Raw genomic sequence first — 26,983 nt, 5'->3', positions numbered from 1 at the left:
ACGGTGAGCTCGCGCCTCGTCGCAGGTCCCAGGTCAGATCAGATCAGATCGGCGAGCGTCCCGGTGGGTAGGTGAATCCATCCTTCGCGGCTCGGCGCGTCTGTGTCGAGTTCGGTGGGAGGCCGCGTGGCACCGACGGCCACCGCCCGAGCGATCAACGCCGCCACCACACTGTCGAGGGCGTCGTCGCTGTCTCGACACTGCTGCATGCACTCTCCGAAGCGCAACGACGGAGCGGCGGAACTGATCTCGTCGATCAGCGCGGCCCGTGCGGCCACATTGGCCGCGCCCTTGTAGCCGCGTGAGCGCAACCCCCACGACGCCAGGCCGGCGGCGGGATACACCTCGACGGCCACACCGTTGACCCGGTCGGTGACGCCCAGCGCCGCCACCACCCCCACACAACGCAATGCGACGTGCGCGATCAGATCAGCCGACACGCTCAACGGGATCAGTCCGGTCTGTTCGCGCACCACATCGTCGGTTCGGCGCCTGACCAACGGCCCGCGCGCGGCCCGGGTGTTCAGCGGACCGCACGAGGGTGGGCCGTGGCGATGGTGTGCGGAGACGAACTCGACGAACGCGTCCGGCCATCCGAACGGTGCGTCGATGCCGACCCGGTCGGCGTCGGTGGCGATGCGAACGATGTCGTCGTCGTTGGCACCCACGGTGATCGAGACGACCTCGGCGCCACCGTCGCCCCACTCGATGGTCGCCACTGCGGTCTTGGCCGGTTCGGCAGCCAGGTCGATCCCCACGGTTCGCATGACCTCACCGTAGGCCCTGCGCCGAGCACCCAGAGGAGCAGCTGTGCCCCCGGCGCCACCTGTGCGACAGTGGGTCCCGTGCTTCTTCCGTTGCTCACCCCCGCAGCTGTGGCTGCCGCACCTGACGACACCACGCCCGCAGTCACCGTCGGTGACCAGCACATCTCGCGCGCAGACCTCGTCGGTGCCGCGACCGCCACCGCCGAGCGACTCGGTGCAGTGGATCGGGTGGCCGTGGAAGCCGATGCCTCGCTGCACACCGTCGTGGCGGTGGTGGCCGCTCTCATCGCCGGGGTGGTGGTCATCCCCATCCCGCCCGATTCCGGGCCCGCCGAGCGAGATCACGTGCTCAACGATTCCGGAGCCCGGCTGTGGGTCGGGTCAGCGCCGGCCGACGCCCGTGGTCGTCCGCATCTACCCGTGCGGCTCTATGCCCGATCCTTCCATCGACATCCCGCACCGGGTGCCGAGAGTCCCGCGATGCTGATGTACACCTCGGGCACCACCGGTCGCCCCAAGGGTGTGGTCCTCTCCCATGGAGCCCTGGCCGCGGGCATTGATGCCCTCGCCCAGGCGTGGGCGTGGACCGAGTCGGACACACTGGTCCATGGATTACCGCTGTTCCACGTTCACGGGCTCATCCTCGGTGTGCTCGGCCCTCTGCGGATCGGGTCGCCGGTGGTGCACACCGTCCGTCCCACCCCTGAGAAGTACGCCGCCGCAGGCGGATCCATCTACTTTGGGGTCCCCACGGTGTGGTCGCGGGTGGCGGCCGAACCCGCCCACGCCGCGGCGCTGCGGTCGGCGCGGCTGCTGGTCTCGGGTAGTGCTCCGCTGCCGACCCAGGTGTTCGAGTCGCTGCGTGAGCTCACCGGGCACGAGGTGGTCGAGCGCTACGGGATGACCGAGACGCTGATCACCGTCAGCGCACGGGCCGACGGTGTGCGTCGGGCGGGCTGGGTCGGCACCCCGCTGGCGGGGGTGTCGACCAAGATCTGCGACGAACACGGCACCGACCTGCCCCACGACGGTGAGTCGATCGGGCAACTGTTCGTTCGCGGTCCCATGCTGGGCAGCGGGTACTACCATCAGCCCGAGGCCACGGCGCAGAGCTGGTGCGGCGACGGATGGTTTGCCACCGGGGACGTCGCGGCGATCGATGCCGACGCCTCGCATCGCATCGTCGGGCGCATGTCCACCGATCTGATCAAGACCGGGGGATTCCGGGTGGGCGCCGGGGAGGTGGAATCGGTGCTGCGCGACCATGATTCGGTCGGTGAGGTGGCAGTGGTCGGTGTGCCTGATCCCGACCTCGGTCAGCGGATCGTCGCGTTCGTCGTGCCTGCCCCCGAGAGCCAGGACGTCGTGACGTCGGGGCCCGAGTACGCCCAGAGCCTGATCGATCATGTGGCCCAGCAACTCTCGGTGCACAAGCGACCCCGCGAGGTGCGGGTGGTCGATGATCTACCCCGCAACGCCATGGGCAAGGTGCGCAAGAACGTCTTGCTCGATCAGTTCTGATCGTGCAGCGCGGGCATGCCGGCTGCGAATTCCCGTGCGTCCATTCGGATCTGCGCCGGTACCGCGCCGGCCAGGAGATCTTTGACCAGGCCAGGATCAGCAGACAGTGTCCCGTCGGTGGCGGCGATGACGAGGTTGCCGTAGCGACGGCCCTTGAACATCGCAGGGTCGGCGATCATGGCCACGGAAGCAAACTGTGCTGCCACCGTTGATATCTCGGAGCGTGCCAAGGTCAGATCACGGGTATCGGCACAGTTGAGCAGGTACAGCCCGCCGGGTCGCAGAACTCGTCGTACCTGCTCGGTGAACTCTGTGGTCGTCAAACCTCGCGGGGTGAGCGCGCCGGCGAACACATCGCGGATGACGATGTCGCGGCTGTGATCGCTGAGTGATTCCACCACGGCGCGAGCGTCGCCCACCCGAATCCTCAACAGCGGGGCTCGGGGCAGGTCGAACTGTTCGCGCATGAGGGTGGCCAACGCGCCGTCCACGTCGACGGCGACCTGCCGGGACTGGGGAAAGCGGGCGATCAGATACCGCGGCAAGGTGCACGCGCCGGCCCCGAGGTGCAGTACCCGCAACGGATCGGCGCTCGCGTGGCGAGCCTCGATCACCGCGACCATCTGCCGCATGTACTCGAACTCCAACCGCAACGGGTCGTCGAGGTCGATATGGGAACTCTGCACGCCGTTGATCTCCACCAACCAGCCCTGTCCGTCGGCGTCGCGGACGATGCGGCACGTGCCGCTGTCGATGGGGTGGGTACCCGCCTGCGGTGTGGGTGTGCGCCGACCGGCCATACCGGGGAGCCTACCGGCCACATCTGGGCGGGCGTCGCTGACGAGTCCCGCGGTCGCGGCAGCGAACGGTGCTGGCAGGCTGAGCGCCATGATGTTCTCCGCGCGTAACGCCCGCCCGCTGGGATTGGTGGTCGGGTTCGTCCTCGATCGTGCGTTCGGCGACCCCAGACGTGGTCATCCGGTGGCCGGGATGGGCCGGCTGGCCGGGTTGCTGGAGCGCCTTGTCTACCGCGACAACCGCAGTGCCGGAGTGATGTTCACCATCGGCAGTGTGTCGGCGGTGATTGCGCTGGTGGCCCCCACCCGTCGCGGTGGACCAACGGTCGAGTTCGCTGCCACCGCCGCGGCCACCTGGGCCGTCCTCGGCGGAACCACGCTGGCGCGGGTAGGGGAGCAGGTGGCCGACGCGGTCGAAGCCGACGATGTCGACGCTGCGCGTGCGTTGATCCCCAGTCTCTGCGGCCGCGACCCGCAGTCGTTGGATCAGACCGGGCTGGTGCGAGCGGCGCTGGAATCGGTGGCGGAGAACACCTCTGATGCCACCGTTGCGCCGCTGTGGTGGGGCGCGATGGCTGGACCGGCCGGTCTGATCGGTTACCGCATGATCAACACCCTCGACGCCATGGTCGGGTACCGATCGCCGCGCTACCTCCGATTCGGTTGGGCATCAGCACGTCTGGATGACGTGGCCAACTACGTCCCGGCCCGACTGACCGGCGCGGTGGTCGTGGCCTCGGGTCCTGATCGTGGTGGCGCCGTGCGCGCCTGGCGCGCCGACGCGGCTGCACATCCGAGCCCGAACGCCGGGGTGGTCGAGGCGTCGTTCGCCGGTGCGCTCGGTGTCGGGTTGGGAGGCCCGACGGTCTATCCGCATCGAGTGGAACAGCGGCCGCGCCTGGGTGACGGCCGGGCGCCGGAGGTGTCCGATCTGCGCGCCGCGGTGAGCATGTCGCGACGGGTCCAGACGGTCAGCGCCGGGGGAGCGGCGCTGATCGCGCTGCTCGCGAGCCGATGCAGGGTGCAGTCGGGCGGCCGCCGCGGGCAACGGCCTCAGTCGCCGTAGCGATTGGCGAGCTTGCGCCGCACCGCGTCTGGGGCAGCTTCGTGGTCAGGCCCAGCGCCGATCACCCCGGTGACCCGGGTACCGCCCACTCCAGAGGTCGATGCCGCTGCCACCATCCGGCGACGCTCGCGGCCCCGTGCCGTCCGTGAGGTGACCGGACCGTCGCCGAGCGCGCGTTGATCGGTTGCCCGATCGCCCGGCAGCGGGCTCTGCTGCTCGGGTTCGAGATCGTCTGTCTCGGTGTGCAGTAGAGCATTCGCGCGGATCTGGGCCTGCGCGCGGCGGTGCCTGACCTCCGAGCGGACGAAATAGATCAACCCCAGCGGCGCCATGACGCCGAACGCGATCCACTGCAGCCCGTAGGACAGGTACGGTCCCGAATCCAGCTGCGGTAACGGGATCTCGGCGAGCGAGCCCGGCTGCCCTGATCGCAACTGCAGGTACGTCGGCGCCAAGGTCAACTCGACCGCACGCCCGATGGTGACCGGGTCGATGGTGTACACCTGCAGAACGCCTGCATCGACCCGGGCGCCACGACCGGGTGCGGTTCCCTCCGGTGCGCGCACGCGCGCGTTGATGGAGGTGGGGCCATCGGGCGCAGGGGTGACCGCCGGCAGCGCCGTCCCGGTCACCGGCCGTACGTAGCCGCGGTTGATCGCAAACGTTCGCCCGTCGTCGGCCACGAACGGGGTGACCACTTCGAAGGCCGGGCTGTCGTCGATCGATCGCAGACGCACCACCACCTGCTTGTCGGGAAGGTATCGGCCACGGACGGTCACCTCGCGCCACTGCGCCTCACGCGGCAGCGGCCCGGTCCCGGAGTACACGCGATCGATCGGCACCGGATCGAGTTTCTGAGCGCGTTTGATCTGGTTGTTCTGCTGCTCGGTGGAGGAGTTCTTCCCCAGCTGCCACGGGGCCAGCACCCAGAAACACGCTGCGGTGAATGCGACGACGAACACCGCGAGCGCCACCCATCCAGGTCGGATGAAGGTGCGCAGCCACGACATGGTGTCCAGATTACCGCTCGGCCCGGTCTGAGCGTTGTGCCCCGACGCCCCGCACCTCAGTCGCCCGGCACCCTCAGACGCCGCGCACCCTCGGGCGCCTCGAACTCCAGGTCCATTCGGTTAGCCTCTGATCGACACCGGGGCGCACGACGGGCACAACGCCCAGGGCTGACCGGCTGTTCGCACCGACCGGTCGTTTGGCCGGCTTCACCGATACCAGCAAGGACCACATGCGTGACTTCGTCTGCCACAACTGCGGGCAGCAACTGTCGTTCGAGAACACCCTGTGCCTCAAGTGTTCACGGCCACTGGGTTTTCACCTACCCAGTCGCAGCATCGTCACCGTGGGTGACGACGGCACCGCCGAGGTCGACGGGACAGCACTCATCCGATGCGCCAACAACCTGGTGGCGAGTTGCAACTGGCTGGTGCCCCAGCGGGTGGGCGGTGAGGCCATGTGTGAGTCATGCCGGCTCACCCGCACTCGACCCGGCGATGGAGACACCGATGCGCTGACGGAGTTCGCGGTGGCCGAGGCCGCCAAGCGTCGCGTCGTGCTCGAGCTCACCGAACTCGGCCTACCCATCGTCGCCCGGACCGACGACCCCGCCACCGGGCTGGCCTTCGATCTGTTGTCCAGCGCCGAGCAGTCGGTGATCACCGGTCACGCCGACGGCGTCATCACCCTCGACCTCGCCGAGGGCGACGACGTGCACCGTGAGCAGCTCCGTGTCTCGATGGCCGAGCCGTATCGCACTCTCATCGGACACTTCCGCCACGAGATCGGCCACTACTACCAGATGGTTCTCGTGGGGTCTGGGCCACAGCGCTCGCGATTCGACGAACTGTTCGGCAGCCCCGACGCCGATTACCAGGCTGCCCTGGACCGGCACTACTCGTCGGGGCCGCCCCCGCAGTGGGAGGACACGTTCGTCTCGTCCTACGCCACCATGCACCCCGCCGAGGACTGGGCCGAGACGTTCGCCCACTACCTGCACATCCGCGACACCCTGGACACCGCAGCAGCATTCGCGATGGCCCCGGCCTCGGCGACACTGGACAGCGACCTGCCCGGCGACGTCGGATTCGAACGGGTCATCGAGTGGTGGCTGCCGCTGAGCTGGTCACTCAACCAGATCAACCGCTCGATGGGACACCAGGATCTCTACCCCTTCGTCCTGCCGGGTCCGGTGCTGGAGAAGATGGCCTTCGTCCACTCCGTGATCGAGCCCGCCGAGGCCTGACCCGCTCACCCCTGGTGGCGTCGGCGCACCTGCTCGGTGATCCACGCGAGGAGCCCCGGGGTCGCCGCCTCGATCTCGGCCCGCACGCGGGCAAAATCGTCGGCCCCGCCGTAATACGGGTCCACCACGTCGAGGTCGTCGTCGCCGACCGTCGGATCGAAGCTGCGCAACAGCCGGGTGCGGTCCCCGAGCCGCTGGCGCACCAACGCCCGCAGGTGCCCGCGATCCATGGCGATCAGCAGATCGGCCGCGGCGTGTGAGCGACCGAGCACGGCCGCGACATGGTCGTCGGAATACCCGTGCCGACGCAACTCGGTGCGCGCACGATCATCGGCGGGCTCGCCCACGTGCCAGGCGCCGATGCCGCAGCTGTCCACCAGCACCAGCTGCGACAGCCCCGCCTGGGCCACTGCGGCACGAACAATGTTCTGCGCCATGGGCGATCGGCAGATGTTGCCCGAACACACGAAGCAGATGTGCAACCGATCAGACACCCAGCACCCCCCGCAGCGCTGCGACCGTCGAGATGTGCCAGCGGGCCCGCTCACCCTCGCCGGGAAGCGAGTACCCCCAACCGACCAGCGCCACCGGAATGCCGAACTCGGCGGCACCGTCGACATCGTGCGACCGGTCCCCGATCATCACCACCGGCAGTCCATCGGGGCGATCGGGGCCCCGACGTGGCTGCACACCGAGGGCGCACAGCGCGTGAGCGATCACGTCGGACTTGGCGCGCCGCGTACCGTCGCCGCTCGCGCCGGCGACATAGACGAAATGGTCGACCAGGCCGAAGTGCGACAGGATCCGGTGCGCGGTGGCCTGATTCTTGGAGGTGGCCACCGCCAGCGTCCGGCCCGCGGCCGCGAGATCGGCCAAGAGCTCAGCCATACCCGGATACACCGCGTTTTGCGCCCAACCCACTTCGGAGTAGTGCGACCGATAATGCGCCATCGCGGTGTGCGCCGCGTCCTCGGTGAGACCGCACCCCCGCAGCGTGTCGATCATCGGTGGACCCACGATGCCGGCGATCACATCGTCGGCGGGCTCCGGGTGGCCTACCGAGCGCAGCGCATGACGAAAGCTGCCGACGATGCCGGCGGCCGAGTCGGTGATCGTGCCGTCGAGGTCGAACAGCAACACTGTGCCGCCGTCGGCAGGATCGGGGCCGACCGCGGCGGGTGCGGCCGATCGGGGACTGTGCAGGTCGGCGGTATCGGTGGCAGACACCTACTGATTGTCCCCCGTAGGCTCTATACCCATGACATTCGGTGGGGTGGTGCCTGTGACCAGCGACGAACTGGCGGCCCGAGGCCGCCACGGAGACGCCGATGTGGGGCCGGGTCTCATCGACTTCGCTGTCAACGTACGTGGCCGCACACCGGACTGGATGCTGGCTGAGTTGAGTTGTCGTATCACTGATCTCGCGCATTATCCGACGACCGCCGATCACGATGCCGCCGTCGCCGCGGTCGCCGCCCGACACGGGCGCACCGCCGACGAGGTGCTGTTGTTGGCGGGTGCGGCCGAAGGTTTCAGTCTCCTGCCCGCCCTCGGTTGCCGCACAGCCGCGCTGATTCAACCGTCGTTCACCGAACCCGAACGGGCCCTGCTCGCCGCCGGTGTCGACGTCCTACACGTCGTGCTCGACGAGCCGTGGACGCTGGCGGCGGTGGCGACACCCGATGACGCCGACCTCGTCATCATCGGCAACCCCACCAACCCCACCTCGGTGCTGCACACCCGTGAGGAGATTCTCGCCCTGCGACGGCCGGGCCGCATCATCGTCGTCGACGAGGCCTTCGCCGACGTCACCCTCGGTGTCCCGACCGGACCGGGCGAGCCGCAGTCGTTGGCCGGGTTCGCTGCACCCGACGTGATCGTGATCCGCAGCGTCACCAAGACATTTGCGTTGGCCGGCCTACGCGCGGGCTACCTGCTGGCGGATCCAGCGGTGATCGCGCGGCTGAGCTCACGCCGCCCGCACTGGCCTTTGGGTACCTTGCAGCTGTCCGCGCTGTCGGCAGCGGCGTCGGACCGAGGGGCGGCCTACGCGGCCCACCAGGCGCAGATGGTCGCCGCCGAACGCGAGTCGATGGTTGCGGCGTTGCGCGCGCGGGGGATCGAGGTGTGTGGCGCACCGGCGGCGTCGTTCGTCCTGGTGCGGGTACCGCACGGCACCGAGGTCAAACACGAGCTGGCCCGCCGCGGGTTCGCCGTGCGCAGCTGCGCCAATTTCGTCGGACTCGACGGTGATCACCTGCGGATCGCCGTCCGCGACGCGCAGGCCGTCGCTCAACTCGTGGCCGCCTGGCCCTCGTGACCTGCCCTGACCGTGTGATCGACCTGACCGTGTGATCGCCCTGCCCGTGTGACTTCCCGGAAGGAATTGTTGTGAGCCTTGTCCTCGCCGATCTCATCGCCGCCCTCGAGGAGCACTATCCGCCGCACCTGGCCGAGTCCTGGGACAGCGTGGGACTGGTGTGTGGAGATCCGCAGCAGTCGGTGTCGACGGTGCTGGCGTGTGTCGATGTGACCGACGCCGTGGTCGACACGGCGGTGCGCGGCGGTGTCGAGCTCATCGTGGCTCACCATCCGCTGCTGCTGCGTGGTGTCGACACGGTGGGCGCGCACACGCCGAAGGGGTTGCTGATCCATCGACTGATCCGCGCCGGATGTGCGCTCTACACCGCCCACACCAACGCTGATCGCGCTCGTCCTGGGGTCTCGGATGCGTTGGCGCAGGCCTTGGGTGTGACCGACACGGTTCCGATGCAGCCGGTGGCGGGCCCCGCCCGCGACAGTTGGACGGTGCTCGTGCCCGTCGGTTCCACTGACTCGGTGACCGCGGCCATGTTCGCCGCAGGCGCAGGCGCCATCGGTGACTACACCGAGTGCTGTTGGCGGGTGACCGGTTCAGGTCAGTTCCGGCCCGGGTCGGGTGCATCGCCGGCCATCGGGTCGGTGGGGTCGCTGGAGCAGGTGGCCGAGGATCGCGTCCAGATGGTGGCGCCACGGCAGCTGCGGTCGGCGGTGCATGCCGCGCTGCTCGCCGCCCATCCGTACGAGGAGGTGGCCTTCGACCTCGTCGAGCTCGCCGCCGTCCCTACCGGGCTGGGACTGGGCCGCATCGGACGGCTGGAGTCGCCGATGTCGTTGCGGGACTTTACAACCCACGTGGCACATCGGTTGCGCGTGGCCCCGTGGGGGGTGCGGGCCGCCGGGGACCCCGATCAGATCGTCTCGACGGTGGCGGTGTGCGGTGGGGCCGGTGACTCGCTGCTCGACACTGTGCGTGCCGTGGGCGCAGACGTCTACGTGACCGCCGACCTGCGGCACCATCCGGTCGATGAACACCTTCGTCGGGGTGGTCCTGCGGTGGTCGATGCCGGGCACTGGGCCACCGAGTTCCCGTGGTGCGCGCAGGTCGCGCGTGTGATCGAGGGACTTGCCGATGACCTGAGGGTGTCGATGTTCGCGACCCCGACCGACCCGTTCACCGTGCATGCACCGGCCGGACATCACGTATCCGACCGGTAGTCTCGCTGCATCGGGCGTCACCGAGGTCGGTGCCCGCGCGGCAGCGAGGTGCGCCGTGACGCCACAGCTCGAGAGGACACCACCCGACGATGAAGGCAGCCCCGGCCGATCAGCGACTCTTGCTGGACCTGGCCGAACGTGACACCGAGGTGGCACGTCTGGATCATCGGGTGGCGAATTCGCCGGAAGGTCTCGCGGTGACCGAGCTGGAATCGGCTCTGCAGCGCAGCCGCGACGAGGCGGTGGCCGCCGACATCGCCGCCGACGACCTCGACCGGGAAGTCAGGCGTCTGGACAACGAGATCGCGGTGCTGAGCAACCGTGAGCGCAAGGACTCCGCGTTGCTCAACGGCGGCACCCTCAGCGGTAAGGCCCTGACCGAGCTCGAGCACGAGCTGTCCGGTATTGCTCGCCGCCGGGCCGTCCTGGAGGACGAACTGCTCGAGGTGATGGAGCAGCAGGAGGCCACCGCGGCGGCGCAACTGCGGGCCGCAGCGGTGGTGTCGCACACCGAGGAACAGTTGGCTGCAGCGCGCACGGCACTGGCCGCAGAACTCGAGTCGATCGCGGCGGCCCGGGTGGTCGCCGAGGAGAAACGACATTCGTTGCGGACCCAGATCGACCAGGAGTTGCTCGCGGTGTACGACCGGCAGCGCGTCACCGGTTCGTCCGGCGCCGGACTGTTGCGTCAGGCGAGTTGTGGCGCGTGCCGGATGGAGTTCGACCGCGGCACCCTCAGTCGGATCGCGCGACTGGCTGCCGATGAGGTGGTGCGCTGCGACGAGTGCGGCGCCATCCTGGTGCGCACCCACGAGTCGGGTCTCTGAGGACGTGCGCGTCTGGGTCGAGGCCGACGGGGGGTCACGGGGGAACCCGGGGCCGGCCGGTTTCGGTGCGGTGGTGTTCGACGGGGCGCGCACACAGGTGTTGGCCGAACGTTCGGGCTTTCTGGGAGTGGCCACCAACAACGTCGCCGAGTACCGCGGACTCATCGCGGGCCTCACTGCGGCAGCCGAACTCGGCGCGCAGGACGTGTCGGTGCGGATGGACTCCAAACTCGTCGTCGAACAGATGTCGGGGCGCTGGAAGGTCAAGCATCCGGACATGATCGAGTTGGCCGCACAGGCTCGACAACTGCGCGACCGGTTCACGGCGGTCGACTTCGAATGGATTCCCCGAGAACGGAACTCACACGCCGACCGACTGGCCAACGAGGCCATGGACACCGGCGGCGTCGAGGGAGACACCGACGCGGGCGTCGAGGGAGACACCGACGCGGGCGTCGAGGGAGACACCGACGCGGGCGTCGACGGGACCACCGACGCGGGCGTCGAGGGAGACACCGACGCGGGCGTCGAGTCGGCGGCGACGGCGGGGCCTGGATGGACCGGTGCCTCGGGTGCACCGACCCGGTTGCTGCTGTTGCGCCATGGGCAGACCGCGCTGTCGGTGCAGCGGCGATACAGCGGTCGCGGCAACCCGGAGTTGACCCAGGTGGGGCACGGGCAGGCACAGCGCGCGGCGCAGCGGTTGGGCGAGCGTGACGACATCGTCGCGGTGGTCTCCTCGCCGTTGAGTCGGGCACGCGTCACTGCGGGTGCGGTGGCCGATCGGCTCGGGTTACCGGTGACGGTGGTCGACGGCTTCATCGAGACTGACTTCGGGACCTGGGAGGGGCTGACCTTCGCCGAGGCGGTGGCGCAGGACCCTCAGCTGCATCGGCGGTGGTTGTCCGACATCACCGTGGCCCCACCGGGGGGAGAGAGTTTCGCCGAGGTGACCGCCCGGGTGAACGCGGCCACCGATGAGGTGGTGCGTACCTACGGACCGGGCACCGTACTTGTGGTGTCGCATGTGACGCCGATCAAGACGGTGCTGCGGACTGCATTGGCGGCAGGCCCTTCGCTGCTGTACCGCCTGCACCTGGATCTGGCGTCGTTGAGCGTCGCGGAGTTCTATCCCGACGGCGGGACGTCGGTGAAGCTGGTCAACGACACCCATCACCTCGACTAGCGGTCGGCCAGCGCTCAGACTGCGGGGCTGTCAGCTCGTGACACCCAGCGAGCGCGCGATCCCGGGCCACGCCACGCGGAGGTCACGTTCCCAGTAGCCCCAGGTGTGTAGTCCGCCGTGCCGGTAGACGGTGATCGGAACCCGTTGGCGCGCAGCAGCGGCCACGAACTGTTCGCTGCACACCTTGACCCCCGCCTCGAAGGCCGATCCGACGGGCGCGGCGAGGTACTGCTCGGCGGGGATGTTGGCACTCAGATCGATCGACCCGTCACCGAACGCCACGAAGACATGCTTGCCCCGCAGTTTGGGGATGAGGCGAATCGGGTCGTGTGCCCGCCACGTGGGGCTGTTGGGCTGTCCCCACATGTTGTCAGGGTTGCCCATGCGTCCCCTGATGCCGACCTGGACGGTGGCGATGCCCAGCGGTCCTCTCAGGTCGAGGCAGCCGCTGAACGCGGCGGCGCCGGTGTAAACCGACGGGTTTCGGGCCAGCAGGGCGATCGCAGACGTGGCTCCCATGGACACCCCGGCCACGTAGTTTTTTCCGTTGCCGGTGAACCTCGCGTCGATCAGCGGTGGTAGTTCCTTGGTCAGGAAGGTCTCCCACAGGTAGCGGCCGTAGGCCGGATCAGTGCGCAGCCAGTCGCTGTAGTAGCTGCCGGTTCCGCCGATCGGGATGACCACGTTGACGTTCTTCTTGGCGAAGAAGGTGGTGACCTTGGTGAACTTGGTCCAGTCGCTCTGGGTGAAGTTGGTGTCCACGCCGGCATCGATGCCGTCGAGCAGGTAGATGCTCGGCCGTGGACCCTTGCTCTTGGGCGTGAGGACGTCGAGTGTGATCCGGCGAGCCATGCTCGGGGCGAACACCGTGATGCGGGTGCGTCCAGGGGCAGTCACCTTGGCCGACAACAGCTTTGCCGTCGCCGCCGGTGCGGCCGAGATGGGTGCGGCGCCCACTGCGGTCGGGACGGTGAGCAGCGTGGCCACGGTGGTCGCGATGACCGCAGCGATCGTTGCCGCGCGTACGCGTCGAGACATTGTTCCTCCGATTTTCGCCAACACCCCCCCGACGGGCGCCCGCAGGTGTCTGCGTTGCGATGACGGTATCCGAACGGGTGCGGGTGAACCCACTCGGACTCGCCGCGCCGGTCCCGGTGACCCGCGGGTCGGATCGCCTGATGGACGTAATCCGCAGGGGTGCAGTCGTTTTCGGTCAGGAGGTGAGCCACAGTGCAGTGACCGAGGCCACTATCGACGGGGGCGCGGCCAACAATCCCAGCGTGGTGAACCGCAGGGCCGACGTCGGTACGCCGTGGTCGGTCAACACGCGGCGCCAGAGCAAGTTGGCCAGCGACCCCACGTAGGTGATGGCTGAGCCGATGTTGACCCCCAACACCATGGCCAACACGGCGGCAGCGGGCGCGTGCGTCCCCAGTGCAGTGAGCAGCAGCAGCGTGGCGGGGATGTTGTTGACCAGGTTGGCCGCGACGGCAGCGACCGCGGCGATGATCAGCAACGACCCCAGGTCGGTTCCCGAGGGCAGGACCTGGCTCAGCCAGTCGCCCACCCTGCCGCGGGAGATGGCGGCGACCAGCACGCCCAACGCGAGGACGAACAGGAGGAACGCCGGATTGGTTGCTGCGAACAGCGCAATCATGCCTGCGGCGCGTCGCCGCAGCGCCAGACCAGACATCACGACTGCTCCCGCCACCGCAGCCCACGCCGGCTCTAGGCCGACCTGTGAGGCCGCAGCGAAGCCCGCGAGGGTGATACCCAGAACGGTCAGGGCCGCGGTCGGGGCCGGCCCGATGTCCACCCTCGGGGTGGGGTGCGGCGGGTGCTGCAGCTGGCGCCGAAAGTAGGCGCGATACACCAGCCACCAGATCGCCAGGGTGAGGGCCCAGGGTAGGGCCATCGTGGCGGTGAACGTTGCGAAGGTCAGGCCGGATGCCTGAAAGGCCAACAGGTTGGTGAGATTGGAGACGGGCATGAGTGACGACGCGGCGTTGGCCAAGCCGATCGTCGCGTAGCCCAGCGGGGCGACATCGACTCGGGCTGATCGAGTCAAGGTGATCAGCACCGGCGTCAGCAGCACCACCGTCGCATCCAGGTTGAGCGTTGCGGTCACCAACGCTGCGGCCCCGAATCCCCACGCGAACAACGACATCGGGCCGGCGCCCCCGATGCGGCCGATGACTGCGGCCAGCCAGTCGAACACCCCGAGTGCTGCGCTGGCGTAGGACAGCGTGAGCAGCGCGGCGAGCACCACCACTGTGGTGTCGAGCTGCCCAAGCTCCCGCAGCGCGGCGGCGGGGGAGACCAGCCCCAGCGCGAGTACCACTGCCGCTGCGGGAAGCGCGAACGCGGCCTCGGGGAGCCCGCGCGGTCGTACGATCGCACACCCCAGGGTGATCGCCATCAATGCGAGCGCAATCACGTCCATGGGGAATTCACCGGCGCGAGTCTAGCGACCCGCCCGGTGATCCCCTGAGGATCGGCTCAGCGCGTCGAGAGTGCCTTGTCGATGCCGGGCCACGCGCGCTTGATGTCGCGCGACCAGAAGGCCCACATGTGATATCCGCGATGCAGATCGAACGTCACCGGGACCTTCGCCCTTGTGGCGGCCGAGAGAAAGCCTCGCGTGCAGGTGAGCGCGCCGACCTCGTAGGCGGCACCGATCGGCGCGGCGATCTTGTCCGTCGGGCTCAGTGCGACACCGGAGTCGCCACGACCGTCACCGGCGGACACGTAGACGTAGGTGCCGCGTAATCCCTTGACGTTGGTGCTCGGGTCGTGAGCCCGCCATCCCGCGCTGCCCGGCGGACCCCACATGTTGTTCGGGTTGCCGCCCTTCCCGGAGATGCCGGTAACGGTGACAGCGGTGCCTTCTGCGCTGAGCAGGTTCAGGCAGCCACTGAACGCGGCAACAGCTCGGTACTGCCCGGGGTGGCGGGCGGCCAGGGTGAGAGCGCCGGATGCGCCCATGGACGCCCCGGCCAGCGCGCGTCGCCCGTTGCCGTCGAAGGCGGCCTCGATCACCGGCCGGAGTTCGGTGGTGAGCAACGTCTCCCAGGCGTAGCGACCAAGGGTGGGGTCGGTGCGGTTCCAGTCGGTGTAGTAGCTGGCCGGCCCGCCGATCGGCAACACCACGGTGACCTGCTTGTCGGCGAAGAACTTCTCGACATCGGTGGCCCGCAACCAGTCGCTCTGGGCGAAGTTGGTGCTGCTGCCGGCGTCGATGCCGTCGAGCAGGTACAGCGTGGGTCGTTTGCCCGACCGTGCGGCGGGGGTCAGCACGTCGAGGGCGATGGTGCGGCGCATCGACGGCGAGTACACGGTGACGCGGCTGCGCGTGGTGGTGACCTTCTTGATCGACAGGATCGAGGCGCGGGCCGCGGTCGCGCTACCAGGTGCGGCTGCGGCCGGCGCCGACACCACGGCCCCTGCCACTGCGGTCACGCCGGTCACGGCCAAGGTCGCGGTCGTCATCACGGTGACGCTCGATCGGATGACACCTGAGACCGACGCGGTGGCGCGACGAATCATTCTCTTACCCCCAATGTTTCTGCTCCCATCGTCGGACCACGTCCGACCCGTCCCCCCAGCGGCGCAGTCGGCGTCGGATATGTCGGCGCCGACGTGGAGCGTTGTTAGCATAACCGGGCGAACGAGCCGACCGGGCGATCGCGACATTCGGGACGATCACCGCACGGTGACACGCCGCACGTCGAGGAAAGTCCGGACTCCACAGAGCAGGGTGGTTGCTAACGACAACCCGGGGCGACCCGCGGGACAGTGCCACAGAGAACAGACCGCCGTCGTCGGTGTCCCTCGCGGACCTGAGGGCGGTGAGGGTGAAACGGTGCGGTAAGAGCGCACCAGCGCCGCGGGTGACCGCGGCGGCTCGGTAAACCCCACCCGGAGCAAGGTCGAAGGTCGCACCGCCTGCGGTGCGGCTGCGCAGGTGCTCGAGGGCTGCTCGCCTGAGCCTGCGGGTGGACCGCTTGAGGTACCCGGTGACGGTGTGCCCAGATGGATGATCGCCGCCGACCTCCGGGTCGGGACAGGATCCGGCTTACAGGTCGACTCGTTCGCCCCCGCCCCCTGCGCGAGGGGTGCCCGCGGTAGTGCACCGAGCTAGTCGAGCAGTTCTCCCGACACCGCGACGTAGGCCTGTAGCGCCGCGTCATGTGCGGCCTGCTCACGCGCGTCGAGCCGCCCGAGGACGAAGCTGTCGCGCGGGTCGGTGGTGCGGGCGGTGACCGCAGCCAGAAACGCACGGCTCAGCGCGGCATCGTTGACGTCGCCGAGGGTGCTCTGGATGGTTTTGGCCGCACCGGCGATCCGGCGGTGTCGCGTGGTCGAGATCGCCGCGCCCGACTCCGCCACGTACCGCAGCCGCTTGGCTTTCTTGCGGATGGCGTGCATGGCGGTTGTCCACTCCTCGGTGCCCGCCGGCAGGTGGGCGAGGCGGCGTTCAGCGCGACGGACCGAGCGGCGTGATGAGCGCACTGCACTGTGCAGTGCGGCAGCAGCGGTCGTGGCGGCGTCGGGGCCCGGCGTCGGCTCGGCGATCATCGCGTCGAGGTCATCGAGCAACGCGAAGTACCGCGACGAGTTCATCGCGGCCACTGAGGTTTTCAACCCACGCCGGTAGCGACGCATCTGCTCGTCGACCAGTGCTGCGGTCAGCGCCGGTGAGGGGTCCTCGTCGGCGAGTAGCGTGCGGTACCGGGCGGCGGCCACCTCCGCGTCACGGGCCACGCCCAGTACCGCCGCCAACTCCCGCAGCTCGTCGTCGATGCGCGTCGGTTGGTCTCCGCCGATCACTTGGGGAAATGCGCGCAACACACTGCGTAGCCGCCGGGTGGCCACCCGCATCTGGTGAACGGCGTCGTCCTCGTCGTCTCGCACCGTGGGGTCGACGGCGATCAACTGATCGCGGTGCCGACGGAGTTCGGTGATCACCACCTCCAGCGCCGACGCCTTCTTGCCCAGCGTCGCCACGGGCGCGCGCGTCGGGGTGGCCCCGATGGCACGTGCCAGCTTGGACGCGCTGGACGCAGTGCGCGCACCTGCAGCACGCAGGAGGTTCTCGGCCTCGGCCAACAGCGCGGCGTCGCCGTCGACGAGTTCGAACTCCCACTCGGCCCAACGTCGGCTGGTGCCGTTGGTCAGCAGTGATCGTGCGGTGACCTGATCGGCACACAGCATCGCCAGCAGCCGGTGATCGTCGCCGCGCAGCTCGGTGATGTGGCGCACGGTGTTGATGACAGCGATCGGTGCCACCGATCGTCCACGCAGATGCACCGTCACCGGCTCGACGATCTCCGGCGGCGGGGTGGTCTCGGCGCCGGTCCCCAAGGGGGCCTGGCGTTCCCGGCGGCCGAGGTCGGTGCCCGGACGCTTGAGGTGCCACCCGTCGTCGTGCCCGCCAGTGCGTCTACGCAGCGTGATCCGGTTCTCCGCCAGCACCAGGTCGTCGGTGTCGAAGTAGGTGGCGTCGAGGTGCTCGACGATCGGTCCCACGGTGACGGCGACACCGGGGAGCGAGCGCAGATCCGGTGTCGGGGTGTGTGGGTCGACGTCGAGTTTCAGCTCGATCTCGAGGTGGTCACTCATCCCTGGTCCCGTCTGTCGGCTCTGGTGTGCGTAGCGATCGTGTCGCGCTGTGACGTCGCGTGCCGCGCGGTCGGCACGTGTTCACCGCTCACGGCCCGGCTGGCCCGTTGATGGACTCGGCTGCGATCGCATCGGATTGTCCTGTGGTGCGGAAACGGTCGGTGGCAGCCACCAGTTCCCGGCGGATCCCCAGTTCGAAGGCGGCGTGGCCGGCGTCGGCCACGACTCGCAGCTCGGCCTGCGGCCACGCGCGGTGCAGATCCCAGGCACTGCGCATCGGACAGACCGCGTCGTATCGGCCCTGCACGATCACCCCGGGAATGTGGGCGATCCGACTGATGTCGCGCAGCAACTGACCCTCCTCGATGAACCCGCCGTGCATGAAGTAGTGGTTCTCGATGGTCGCGAACGCAAGATCGAAGCGCGCGTCGACGGTGGGGTCGTCTGGGCGAGGGAGGAGATAGCTGGTGCGCTGTTCCCACGTGGTCCACGCGGTGGCGGCGGCCTGAGCCACTTGCCGATCGCCTCCGGTGAGCAGCCGGTGGTAGGCGGCCACCAGATCGCCATCGCGGTCGGCCTCCGGGATGGGGGCCAGGTATCGCTCCCATTCGTCGGGGAAGAGGTGGGCGGCCCCGCCGTTGTAGTACCAGTCGATCTCGCTGCGGCGCAGCAGGAATATGCCGCGCACCACCAGTTCGCTGACCCGGTCGGGGTGTGCCTGGGCGTATGCCAGCGCCAGCGTGGAGCCCCACGATCCACCGAAGACCAGCCACTGCTCGATCCCGAGGTGCACCCGGAGCCGTTCGATGTCGGAGATGAGGTGGTCGGTGGTGTTGACCGACAGGTCGGCCTCGTCAGCGATGTGGGGGGTCGAGCGACCGCACCCACGTTGGTCGAACAGGACGATCCGGTAGGTCTCGGGATCGAAGAACCGCCGATGCTCGTCGGATGTGCCGCCGCCGGGGCCGCCGTGGAGGAACAGCGCCGGTTTGCCATCGGGTCGGCCGCTGGACTCGTGGTAGATCTGCTGGCCATCACCGACATCGAGCATGCCGCGCTCGTATGGGGCGATCGCGGGGTAGAAGTCACGCATGCGACCACTATGCCCAATGGGTGCACCGAGCCCATGGTGCCCGGCCGATCGTGGTCTTCTCGTGGCTTTGCCGACATCGCGCCGAGAACCCACGGGCGCGATGTCGGCGGGCGGATCAGTAGCTGTGTTCGGGCCCGGGGAACACCCCGCGGCGCACCTCGTCGGCGTATTGTTCTGCGGCGCGGCGCAATTCGCCGCCGACATCGGCGTAGCGCTTCACGAAGCGTGCGGTCTTGCCGTGGGTGAACCCGGCCATGTCCTGCCACACCAACACCTGTGCGTCGGTCTCGTTGCCCGCTCCGATCCCGACGGTGGGGATGGTCAGCTTGCGGGTGATCTGGCCGGCCAGCTCGGCGGGGACCATCTCCATGACGACGGCGAACGCGCCTGCTTCGGCCACCGCGATCGCGTCGGCGATCAGCTGGTCGCCACCGTCACCACGGCCCTGGACCCGGAAGCCGCCGAGCCCGTTGACCGACTGTGGGGTGAACCCGATGTGCGCCATGACCGGGATGCCTGCGGCCGAGAGCGTCGCGATCTGGTCGGCGACCCGTTCGCCGCCCTCGAGTTTGACCGCGTGGGCGCCGGCCTCCTTGAAGAACCGGGTGGCGCTGGCCAGAGCCTGTGCGCTGCCGCCCTCGTAGCTGCCGAACGGCAGGTCGGCGACCACCAGCGCATGGGGTGCGCCTTTGACCACGCCGCGCACCAGCGGGATCAACTCATCGCAGGTGATGGGGATGGTGGTGTCGTAGCCGTAGACGACATTCGCGGCGGAGTCGCCGACCAGCAGGACGGGGATGCCTGCGTCGTCGAACAGTCGAGCACTGGAGTAGTCGTAGGCGGTGAGCATCGACCACTTCTCACCCTCAGCCTTCATCTGGGCGAGGTGGTGAACGCGGGTGACCCGCCGGGGAGCCGTCGGTGCGGGAGTGGCAGCAGAACCGTACGGAGATACGTCGGACATCATTGTCTCTTTTCGTGCCTCGAGTCTCGGCGGCCGAGTACCCGGGTGGATGGGACGCCTTCATGGTCCCACCAGCCGGCGAGGTCGAACACGGCCCCGGTGAGTGTCTTCGCTCACATCCTCTGCCGCGGTCGGTGATACCTGGTCTCGCAGCAACAGGTGTGGGAAGGCGGGTTGACACCACATGTCGACCTGGGCGTGTCACGATGGCGGGATGCAGTTCGTGCCCTCTTCGACCGCCGCCCGCCACCCTGCCGCGCCGTCGGGCGCACCGCGCCGCGGGCGCCGTCGTCCGGTCCGTGAGGCGGTGTTCGCCGGGCTGGTGATGGTCACCGTCGCCACGGTGTTCGCCGGCTGCACCGTCGATGGCACCGCTCGTCCGACCCGCGACGCCGCGCAACTGCCTGGCAAGGGGTTGGACCGGTTCCTCCGACAGACCATCGACTGGGGATCGTGCAAGGACTTCGTTCCCGATGCCGAGTACCCCCAGGACCGCAGTGAGTGTGGTCGGTTCCAGGTCCCCGTCGACTACGCGGCCCCCGATGGCGCCACGGCGTCGATTGCAGTCTTTCGGCTCAAGGCGTCGCAGCAGGCCAGCGGGATCGTCCTGACCAACCCCGGTGGCCCGGGTGCCTCCGGAGTCGACTACATGGCTGGGACCGCCGCTGATTTCGCGAAGATGCCGGTCAGCCAGACCCTGGATTTCATCGGATTCGATCCCCGCGGGATCGGTCGATCAACCCCGGCCATCCGCTGTCAGACCGACAGCGAGCGCGACGCCTACCGGGCCGAGTACGTCGACAACAGTCCCGCTGGGATCGCCCGGCAGGAGGCGGTGAACACCCAGATCGGCAGGGAGTGCGTGCAACGCATGGGACGCACATTCCTGGCGCACGTGGGAACAGCGGACGTGATCCAGGACATGGATGTGCTGCGGGCGGTCCTGGGCTTCGACAAGCTGAACTACCTCGGTTACTCCTATGGCACCAAGATCGGCGGCGCCTACGCCGAGAAGTACCCGAATCGCGTGCGGGCCATGATCAACGACGGCGCCGTCGATCCGACGGCCGACCCGGTTGCCGACATCGTCAACCAGAGTGCCGGATTCCAGTTGGCGTTCAACAAGTTCGCCGCCGACTGCGCAACCAAACCCGGCTGCCCGCTGGGGGCCGACCCGGCGCAGTTCGTCGCGCGATATCACCAGTTGGTGCGGCCGCTGATCACCACGCCGGCCAAGACCAAGGACCCTCGTGGACTGTCCTTCGGCGACGCCATCACCGCCACCAATCAGGCGCTGTACTCCGACACCCTCTGGAAGTTCCTGCGCGACGGGCTGACCGAGTTGACCCGGGGCAGTGGCGACACCATGTTGCGGCTGGCCGACTTCTACGAGGGTCGGGATCGGCAGGGAAAGTACGACAACTCATCGGATGCGTTCCTGGCCATCCGGTGCGTCGACGAACCGGCCATCACCGACCAAGCCACCCTGAACAAGCTCGACACGACGTTGCGGACCGTCGCTCCCTACCGTGACGACGGCAAGGGGACCGGGGCGACGGGCAAGGACGCGTGCGCGTTCTGGCCGGTCCCGGTCACCTACCAGCCGCACAAGCTGTCCATCCCGGAGCTGGCGACGACGGTGGTCGTGTCGACCACCAACGACCCAGCCACCCCCTACGCGGCGGGGGTGTCGTTGGCCGATCAGCTCAAGGCCCGACTGGTGACGTTCCGCGGTACCCAGCACACGGCGTCCTTCGAGGGCAACATGTGCCTGGACGGACCGTTGACGGCGTACCTGGTCGATCTCACACTGCCGACGCCGGGTCTCACTTGCTGAGATGGGCTGTATGAAGCTCCAGCTCCCAGCGTTTGTCTTGCGACCGTAACATGGAATTAACAGCACACTTCTATCGTCGGGCCTCATGGACCGCCAAAAGGAATTCGTGCTTCGCACCCTCGAAGAACGCGACATCCGATTCGTCCGACTCTGGTTCACCGATGTGCTCGGCTACCTCAAATCGGTGGCCATCGCACCGGCTGAACTAGAGGGAGCGTTCGTCGAGGGGATCGGCTTCGACGGCTCGTCCATCGAGGGCTTTTCTCGGGTGTCGGAGGCCGACACGATCGCCAAGCCCGACCCGTCCACCTTCCAGGTCCTGCCCTGGACCACCAGCTCGGGCAAGCTGCACTCGGCGCGGATGTTCTGCGACATCGCCATGCCGGACGGGACCCCTAGCTGGGCTGATTCCCGGCACGTGCTGCGGCGCCAACTGAACAAGGCGGCTGATCAGGGCTTCACCTGCTACGTGCATCCCGAGATCGAGTTCTTCCTGCTCAAAGAGGCGCCCACCGACGGCAGCCCGCCGATCCCGTCGGACACCGGCGGCTACTTCGACCAGGTGGTGCACGGCAGCGCACCCAACTTCCGCCGACACGCCATCGACGCGTTGGAGTCGATGGGCATCTCGGTCGAGTTCTCCCACCACGAGGGTGCACCCGGGCAGCAGGAGATCGACCTGCGCTACGCCGACGCCCTGTCGATGGCCGACAACGTGATGACCTTCCGCTACCTGGTCAAGGAGGTGGCGATGGCCGAGGGGGCTTGGGCGACGTTCATGCCCAAGCCGTTCAGCGAGCACCCGGGCTCGGCCATGCACACCCACCTCAGCTTGTTCGAGGGTGACACCAACGCCTTCCACAACCCCGACGATCCGATGCAGCTCTCGGAGACCGGCCGACGGTTCATCGCCGGAATCCTGCACCACGCCTCGGAGATCAGCGCGGTGACCAACCAGTGGGTCAACAGCTACAAGCGGTTGGTGCACGGCGGCGAGGCGCCTACCGCAGCCACCTGGGGTGGAGCGAACCGTTCGGCGCTGATTCGGCTGCCGCTTTACACCCCCAACAAGGCGTCGTCGCGACGCATCGAGGTGCGCAGCCCGGATTCGGCCTGCAACCCCTACCTCACCTTCGCGGTGCTGCTGGCGGCTGGGCTCAAAGGCATCGCAGAGGGCTACGAACTGCCCGAAGAAGCCGAGGACGACGTCTGGGCCCTGACCGCGGTGGAGCGTGCGGCGATGGGCTACCGGGAGTTGCCCGGCAGTCTGGCCGAGGCGCTCAAGGCGATGGAGCAGTCCGAGTTGGTGGCAGAGACCCTCGGTGAGCACGTCTTCGACTACTTCCTGCGCAACAAGTGGACCGAATGGAACGACTATCGCGCCCTGGTCACCCCGTTCGAGCTGAACCGTTACCTCAGCCTGTAGCCCACCGGTGCGGTGGTGACGCGGCCGGGTCGGCCACGGTTTTCATCATCGTCGCGCCCTACGGCTACCGTCGTCTCTTGTGACATCTGCTGCACCTCGGGCAACGGTGCCCGGACCGGGTCGGTTGGGCTTGCTGGACGCGACCGCACCCACCGATCTGGCCACGCTCGGCTGGTCCACGGGTGCCTACATCCCCGTCCTGTGGTCGTTGTCGCGGGCACCCGACCCTGATCTGGCTTTGCGTGGCCTGGTGCGGTTGCATGCAGCGGTCGGCGACGACTGGGCCGAGATCGATCAGCGGTTACGAGACCGGCCGTGTTTCCGTGGACGCTTGTTCGGGGTGCTGGGCTCGTCGGAGGCATTGGCCGATCACCTGGTGGCCCAGACGAGTAGCTGGCGGCTGCTCGATTGCGATGAGTTGCCGACCCCCGAGGAGATGTTCACCGTCTTGCTCGATGCGGTGGGTGCTGTGTGCGAGCCCGATCCGCACGACGGTCAGACCCGTGATGTCGCGGCGGGTGGGCGGTTGTTCCGGGCCTCGGTGACCGGCCCGCCGGCCATCGTAGCGCTGCGGTCGGCGTATCGAAACGCACTGTTGCAGTTGGCGGCTCGTGATCTGGCCCCAGCTGTGGAGGATGAGCCGGTGCTGTGGCTGCGGCAGGTGGGGGAGTACCTGGCCGATCTGGCCGATGCGGCGCTCACCGCAGCGTTGGCCGTGGCCATCGCCGAGGTCTGTCCCACCGCACCGCTGCCGGTGCGTATCGCGGTGATCGCGATGGGCAAATGCGGCGCCCGAGAACTGAATTATGTCAGCGATGTCGACGTGATCTTCGTCAGCGAACCGGCTGATGCGATGTCGTCGCGGCTAGCCGGTGAGATGATGCGGATCGGCAACCTCGCCTTCTTCGAGGTCGACGCCGCGCTGCGGCCCGAAGGCAAGGCAGGGGCGTTGACCCGCACCCTGGCCTCGCACGTGGCCTACTACCAGCGGTGGGCCAAGACCTGGGAGTTCCAGGCGCTACTCAAGGCCCGCCCGATGACCGGTGACATGGCGCTGGGCCGCGACTACCTCGACGCGGTGTCGCCGATGGTGTGGTTGGCCTGCGAGCGCGACGATTTCGTGTCCGAAGTGCAGGCCATGCGGCGACGGGTGGAAAGCGCTGTGCCCGAGAGTCTTCGGGCCCGGGAGTTGAAGCTCGGCAGCGGCAGCCTGCGGGATGTGGAGTTTGCGGTGCAGATGCTGCAGTTGGTGCACGGCCGGGTGGACACGTCGCTGCGGGTGTTGTCCACCGTCGACGCGCTGACCGCGTTGACCGCCGGTGGGTATGTGGGTCGCGATGACGGGGCCAACCTCACCGCGTCGTACGAGTTCCTGCGACTGCTCGAACACCGACTGCAGCTGCAACGTCTCAAGCGCACCCACCTGTTGCCCGAGTTCGACGACGCCGAGGCGATGCGCTGGCTGGCCCGGGCCGCCCACTTCCGGCCCGAGGGCGGTCTGGATGCGGCCGGGTCGCTGCGGGAGGAGATCAGGCGGCAGTCGCAACGGGTTCGGCGCCTGCACGAGAAGTTGTTCTACCGACCGTTGTTGGAGGCGGTTGCCCGCATCGACCGGGACGGACTGCGGCTGTCCGACACCGCTGCGGTGCGTCGTCTGCGAGCACTGGGGTACGCCAAACCCGAGCACGCGCTGAGTCACCTGCGGGCGCTGATCTCGGCCCCAGGTCGGCGCGGGCAGATCCAGGAATTGTTGCTGCCCACGCTGTTGGAGTGGATCAGTCGTACCCCCGACCCCGACTCGGGCCTGTTGAACTACCGGCGCCTGTGCGACTCATTGTCCGACCAGGAGTGGTTCCTACGGTTGCTCCGCGATGAGGGTGTCGTGGCCGAGCGACTCATGCGGGTGCTGGGCACCTCGGCGTACGTGTCAGACCTGTTGATCCGTTCACCGGAGACCATCCGGCTCTACGCCGACTCGGCCACCGGACCGAAACTCACACAGGTCGATCCCAACGACATCGTCAACGGACTGGTGGCCTCGGCTGTTCGGCAGGGTGATCCGAGTCGCGGAATCGCCGTCGCCCGGTCGCATCGGCGTGCTGAGCTCGCCCGTATCGCCTCGGCCGACCTGCTGGGCTTGCTCGACATCCCGGCTGTCTGCGAGGCGCTGTCGCGGGTCTGGTCGGCCGTGCTCAACGCGGCCATCGCGGTGGTCGTGGCCGATCTCACCGAGCGCGTCGGCCCACCACCCGGGCGGCTGGCGGTGATCGGGATGGGTCGTCTCGGCGGCGGCGAGCTGGGCTATGGCTCCGATGCCGACGTGTTGTTCGTGTGCGACCCCTCCTCCGGCGTGGCCGACTCGGAGGCAGTGCGATGGGCGGACACGGTGGCCGATCGGGTGCGCACCCTGCTGGGAACCCCGAGCGCCGATCCGCCGCTGGAGGTGGACACCGGATTGCGGCCGGAGGGTCGCAACGGTCCGGTGGTGCGGACGCTGGCCTCCTACGCCGCCTACTACCAGCAGTGGGCGCAACCGTGGGAGGTGCAGGCACTGTTGCGGGCTCACCCGGTGGCCGGTGACGAGAAGCTGGGCCTGGAGTTCCTGCACACGATCGATCCGGTGCGCTATCCCGAGGGTGGGGTGTCGGCGGAGGCGGTCAACGAGATCCGGCGCATCAAGGCTCGGGTCGACGCCGAACGGCTGCCGCGTGGGGCCGACCCGGCGATGCACACCAAGCTCGGTCGCGGCGGGCTGGCCGATATCGAGTGGACGGTGCAGCTGCTGCAACTCCGTCACGCGCACCGGCTTCCGTCGCTGCACAACACTTCCACCCTGCAGACCCTCGACGCCATCGGCGCCGCCGAACTGCTGAGCGAGACCGATGTGGTGCTGCTCAAGGAGGCGTGGTTGACCGCGACCGCAGCTCGCAACGCGTTGGTCCTGGTGCGCGGCAAGGCCGTTGACGAACTACCTGGCCCGGGTGCGCATCTGCGCGCGGTGGCGTTTGCCGCAGGCTGGGGAGATGAGAAGGCAGCCGAGTTCCTCGACAACTATCTGCGCGTCACCCGGCGAGCAAAAGCCGTGGTGCTCAAGGTGTTCGGCGGGTGAGTCGGACGCCGTCGTCGCGGCGAGCAGCTATCGGGGCGGCCGTCGTGTCGGCGACGGCGTGGGCGCTCTGCGCGATCGCCGCCACCGGCGTGTGGTTGCACCTGCATCCCGGGCGCGGACGGGTGTCGACTGCGGCAGCCGCCGGAGTACCGCTGGCCGCGGTGGCCGCGATGGTCGCGGTGGTGGTGTTCGGAGTGACCCGCCGCTGGATCTCGACCGCATTCGCCGCGACGCTGGTGGCGGCGACGCTGGCGACCCAGATGCCGCTGTTCGTCTCGGCGGGAGTGTCGACGGGCACCCGAGTCACCGTCATGCAGGCCAACCTCAAGCTCGGCCTGGCCGACGTCGACGCGCTGGCGCGTCGCGCAATCGTCCGCAAGGTGGATATCCTCACCCTCGTCGAGCTGACTCCGCAAGCGCAGCAACGTCTGTCGCGTACCGCGCTGTCCACGCACCTGCCGTACGCATATGTGATGCCGGGACGCGGCGGGGTGGGGAGTGCGATCGTGAGCCGCTATCCGCTGCGTGAGACCATTCACTTCGACGAGTTCGAGTTCAACAACGTGCGCGCGGTCATCGACCTTCCGGGCTCCCTACCGACGGCGGTGTACGCACTGCACCCCATCCCGCCCTACCCGTACGACCCGGGCAACTGGGTGCGCGAGATGGGCCGCATTCGCTCGATCCTGCAGTCCGAGAAAGTTTCTCGAGTGGTGGCCGCCGGCGACTTCAACGCCACCTGGGATCACGCACAGTTCCGCGAGCTACTTGACGGGGGATACGCCGATGCCGCCGAGCAGTCGGGGGCAGGTTGGGTGCCCACCTATCCGGCGGACCGGTGGTATCCACCGTTGATCGGTATCGATCACATCGTGGCGCGGGGATTCGTCGCAGACGGCCTCGATGCGTTCGCCATCAACGGCTCAGATCACCGTGGGATCGTGGCCGATCTGGTCGTTCGCTGATCGGTGCACGCG

At 68.3% G+C, this 26,983-nt stretch carries 22 protein-coding genes and 1 other RNA gene; 12 read left to right on the top strand and 11 right to left on the bottom strand.

Annotated features, from left to right (window positions below; translation table 11 throughout):
• Positions 1 to 38: 38 nt before the first annotated feature.
• Positions 39 to 767 (bottom strand): DUF429 domain-containing protein, encoded by a 729-nt coding sequence (locus tag KIK15_RS00985; protein ID WP_214242310.1) that lies wholly within the window; start codon positions 765 to 767, stop codon positions 39 to 41.
• Between the two features lie 78 nt (positions 768 to 845).
• Here KIK15_RS00985 and KIK15_RS00980 point away from each other — a divergent pair, with 78 nt between their 5' ends.
• On the top strand, positions 846 to 2,288 hold the full coding sequence (locus KIK15_RS00980; protein WP_214242309.1) for an acyl-CoA synthetase: 1,443 nt from the start codon (positions 846 to 848) through the stop codon (positions 2,286 to 2,288).
• Here the strand turns inward: KIK15_RS00980 and KIK15_RS00975 are convergent.
• Entirely contained in the window at positions 2,279 to 3,088 is an 810-nt protein-coding gene (locus KIK15_RS00975) for a fused MFS/spermidine synthase (RefSeq protein ID WP_214243173.1), read from the bottom strand. The genes KIK15_RS00980 and KIK15_RS00975 overlap by 10 nt on opposite strands.
• An 88-nt stretch (positions 3,089 to 3,176) precedes the next feature.
• Here KIK15_RS00975 and KIK15_RS00970 point away from each other — a divergent pair, with 88 nt between their 5' ends.
• The gene (locus tag KIK15_RS00970; protein ID WP_374222799.1) at positions 3,177 to 4,151 is read left to right on the top strand and encodes a cobalamin biosynthesis protein; all 975 of its coding nucleotides are present in this window, start codon (positions 3,177 to 3,179) and stop codon (positions 4,149 to 4,151) included.
• On the opposite strand, the gene KIK15_RS00965 is transcribed toward KIK15_RS00970, so the two are convergent.
• Positions 4,139 to 5,161, bottom strand: a complete 1,023-nt coding sequence (locus tag KIK15_RS00965; RefSeq protein WP_214242308.1) for an SURF1 family protein — start codon at positions 5,159 to 5,161, stop codon at positions 4,139 to 4,141. The two genes, KIK15_RS00970 and KIK15_RS00965, sit on opposite strands and share 13 nt — an antisense overlap.
• A gap of 230 nt (positions 5,162 to 5,391) precedes the next feature.
• Between KIK15_RS00965 and KIK15_RS00960 the strand changes: the two genes are divergently transcribed.
• Entirely contained in the window at positions 5,392 to 6,405 is a 1,014-nt protein-coding gene (locus KIK15_RS00960) for a putative zinc-binding metallopeptidase (RefSeq protein ID WP_214242307.1), read from the top strand.
• 5 nt (positions 6,406 to 6,410) lie between these two features.
• Here KIK15_RS00960 and KIK15_RS00955 read toward each other — a convergent pair whose 3' ends face one another.
• Positions 6,411 to 6,899, bottom strand: a complete 489-nt coding sequence (locus tag KIK15_RS00955; RefSeq protein ID WP_214242306.1) for a low molecular weight protein-tyrosine-phosphatase — start codon at positions 6,897 to 6,899, stop codon at positions 6,411 to 6,413.
• Complete coding sequence (locus KIK15_RS00950; RefSeq protein ID WP_250323994.1) at positions 6,892 to 7,608, bottom strand: HAD hydrolase-like protein; 717 nt, start codon at positions 7,606 to 7,608, stop codon at positions 6,892 to 6,894. The genes KIK15_RS00955 and KIK15_RS00950 overlap by 8 nt, the downstream gene beginning before the upstream one ends.
• Before the next feature lie 79 nt (positions 7,609 to 7,687).
• Between KIK15_RS00950 and cobC the strand changes: the two genes are divergently transcribed.
• From cobC to KIK15_RS00930, 4 genes are all read left to right on the top strand, one after another.
• Positions 7,688 to 8,725: an Rv2231c family pyridoxal phosphate-dependent protein CobC gene (cobC, locus tag KIK15_RS00945; RefSeq protein WP_374222798.1), complete on the top strand. Its 1,038-nt coding sequence runs from the start codon at positions 7,688 to 7,690 to the stop codon at positions 8,723 to 8,725.
• 71 nt (positions 8,726 to 8,796) lie between these two features.
• Positions 8,797 to 9,942, top strand: coding sequence for a Nif3-like dinuclear metal center hexameric protein (locus KIK15_RS00940; RefSeq protein ID WP_374222797.1), 1,146 nt, complete (start codon positions 8,797 to 8,799; stop codon positions 9,940 to 9,942).
• 89 nt (positions 9,943 to 10,031) lie between these two features.
• Positions 10,032 to 10,769 (top strand): zinc ribbon domain-containing protein, encoded by a 738-nt coding sequence (locus tag KIK15_RS00935; protein ID WP_214242304.1) that lies wholly within the window; start codon positions 10,032 to 10,034, stop codon positions 10,767 to 10,769.
• Between the two features lie 4 nt (positions 10,770 to 10,773).
• Complete coding sequence (locus KIK15_RS00930) at positions 10,774 to 11,955, top strand: bifunctional RNase H/acid phosphatase (protein WP_307851677.1); 1,182 nt, start codon at positions 10,774 to 10,776, stop codon at positions 11,953 to 11,955.
• A gap of 30 nt (positions 11,956 to 11,985) precedes the next feature.
• On the opposite strand, the gene KIK15_RS00925 is transcribed toward KIK15_RS00930, so the two are convergent.
• The 3 genes from KIK15_RS00925 to KIK15_RS00915 all read right to left on the bottom strand — a co-directional run bounded on the left by KIK15_RS00925 (position 11,986) and on the right by KIK15_RS00915 (position 15,444).
• A complete protein-coding gene (locus KIK15_RS00925; protein WP_214242302.1) occupies positions 11,986 to 12,993 on the bottom strand; it encodes an alpha/beta hydrolase family protein in 1,008 nt (335 codons plus the stop codon).
• 175 nt (positions 12,994 to 13,168) lie between these two features.
• Entirely contained in the window at positions 13,169 to 14,398 is a 1,230-nt protein-coding gene (locus KIK15_RS00920) for an SLC13 family permease (protein WP_214242301.1), read from the bottom strand.
• A gap of 56 nt (positions 14,399 to 14,454) precedes the next feature.
• Positions 14,455 to 15,444, bottom strand: coding sequence for an alpha/beta hydrolase family protein (locus tag KIK15_RS00915; protein ID WP_214242300.1), 990 nt, complete (start codon positions 15,442 to 15,444; stop codon positions 14,455 to 14,457).
• 179 nt (positions 15,445 to 15,623) lie between these two features.
• On the opposite strand from KIK15_RS00915, the gene rnpB reads away from it, so the two are divergent.
• Positions 15,624 to 16,049, top strand: an RNA gene (rnpB, locus tag KIK15_RS00910) — RNase P RNA component class A.
• A 43-nt stretch (positions 16,050 to 16,092) separates the two neighbouring features.
• Here the strand turns inward: rnpB and KIK15_RS00905 are convergent.
• The 3 genes from KIK15_RS00905 to panB form a co-directional block, all read right to left on the bottom strand.
• Positions 16,093 to 17,577: a CYTH and CHAD domain-containing protein gene (locus KIK15_RS00905; protein ID WP_214242299.1), complete on the bottom strand. Its 1,485-nt coding sequence runs from the start codon at positions 17,575 to 17,577 to the stop codon at positions 16,093 to 16,095.
• A gap of 88 nt (positions 17,578 to 17,665) precedes the next feature.
• Complete coding sequence (pip, locus tag KIK15_RS00900) at positions 17,666 to 18,670, bottom strand: prolyl aminopeptidase (protein WP_214242298.1); 1,005 nt, start codon at positions 18,668 to 18,670, stop codon at positions 17,666 to 17,668.
• 115 nt (positions 18,671 to 18,785) lie between these two features.
• Entirely contained in the window at positions 18,786 to 19,634 is an 849-nt protein-coding gene (gene panB, locus KIK15_RS00895; RefSeq protein WP_214242297.1) for a 3-methyl-2-oxobutanoate hydroxymethyltransferase, read from the bottom strand.
• A gap of 325 nt (positions 19,635 to 19,959) precedes the next feature.
• On the opposite strand from panB, the gene KIK15_RS00890 reads away from it, so the two are divergent.
• The 4 genes from KIK15_RS00890 (at position 19,960) to KIK15_RS00875 (ending at position 26,971) form a co-directional block, all read left to right on the top strand.
• Positions 19,960 to 21,471, top strand: coding sequence for an alpha/beta hydrolase (locus tag KIK15_RS00890; protein ID WP_250323992.1), 1,512 nt, complete (start codon positions 19,960 to 19,962; stop codon positions 21,469 to 21,471).
• Positions 21,472 to 21,556: 85 nt separating this feature from the next.
• Positions 21,557 to 22,897: a type I glutamate--ammonia ligase gene (glnA, locus tag KIK15_RS00885; protein ID WP_214242295.1), complete on the top strand. Its 1,341-nt coding sequence runs from the start codon at positions 21,557 to 21,559 to the stop codon at positions 22,895 to 22,897.
• Between the two features lie 79 nt (positions 22,898 to 22,976).
• Positions 22,977 to 26,006 (top strand): bifunctional [glutamine synthetase] adenylyltransferase/[glutamine synthetase]-adenylyl-L-tyrosine phosphorylase, encoded by a 3,030-nt coding sequence (locus tag KIK15_RS00880; RefSeq protein ID WP_214242294.1) that lies wholly within the window; start codon positions 22,977 to 22,979, stop codon positions 26,004 to 26,006.
• Positions 26,003 to 26,971, top strand: a complete 969-nt coding sequence (locus tag KIK15_RS00875) for an endonuclease/exonuclease/phosphatase family protein (RefSeq protein WP_214242293.1) — start codon at positions 26,003 to 26,005, stop codon at positions 26,969 to 26,971. Before KIK15_RS00880 ends, KIK15_RS00875 begins: the two co-directional genes overlap by 4 nt.
• Positions 26,972 to 26,983: the final 12 nt, after the last annotated feature.

The sequence above is a fragment of the Williamsia sp. CHRR-6 genome (genome assembly GCF_018474015.1).
Taxonomy (GTDB): domain Bacteria; phylum Actinomycetota; class Actinomycetes; order Mycobacteriales; family Mycobacteriaceae; genus Williamsia_A.
The sequence above is the reverse complement of the archived record's forward strand: the minus strand, read 5'-3'. Positions and strand labels throughout refer to the sequence as shown.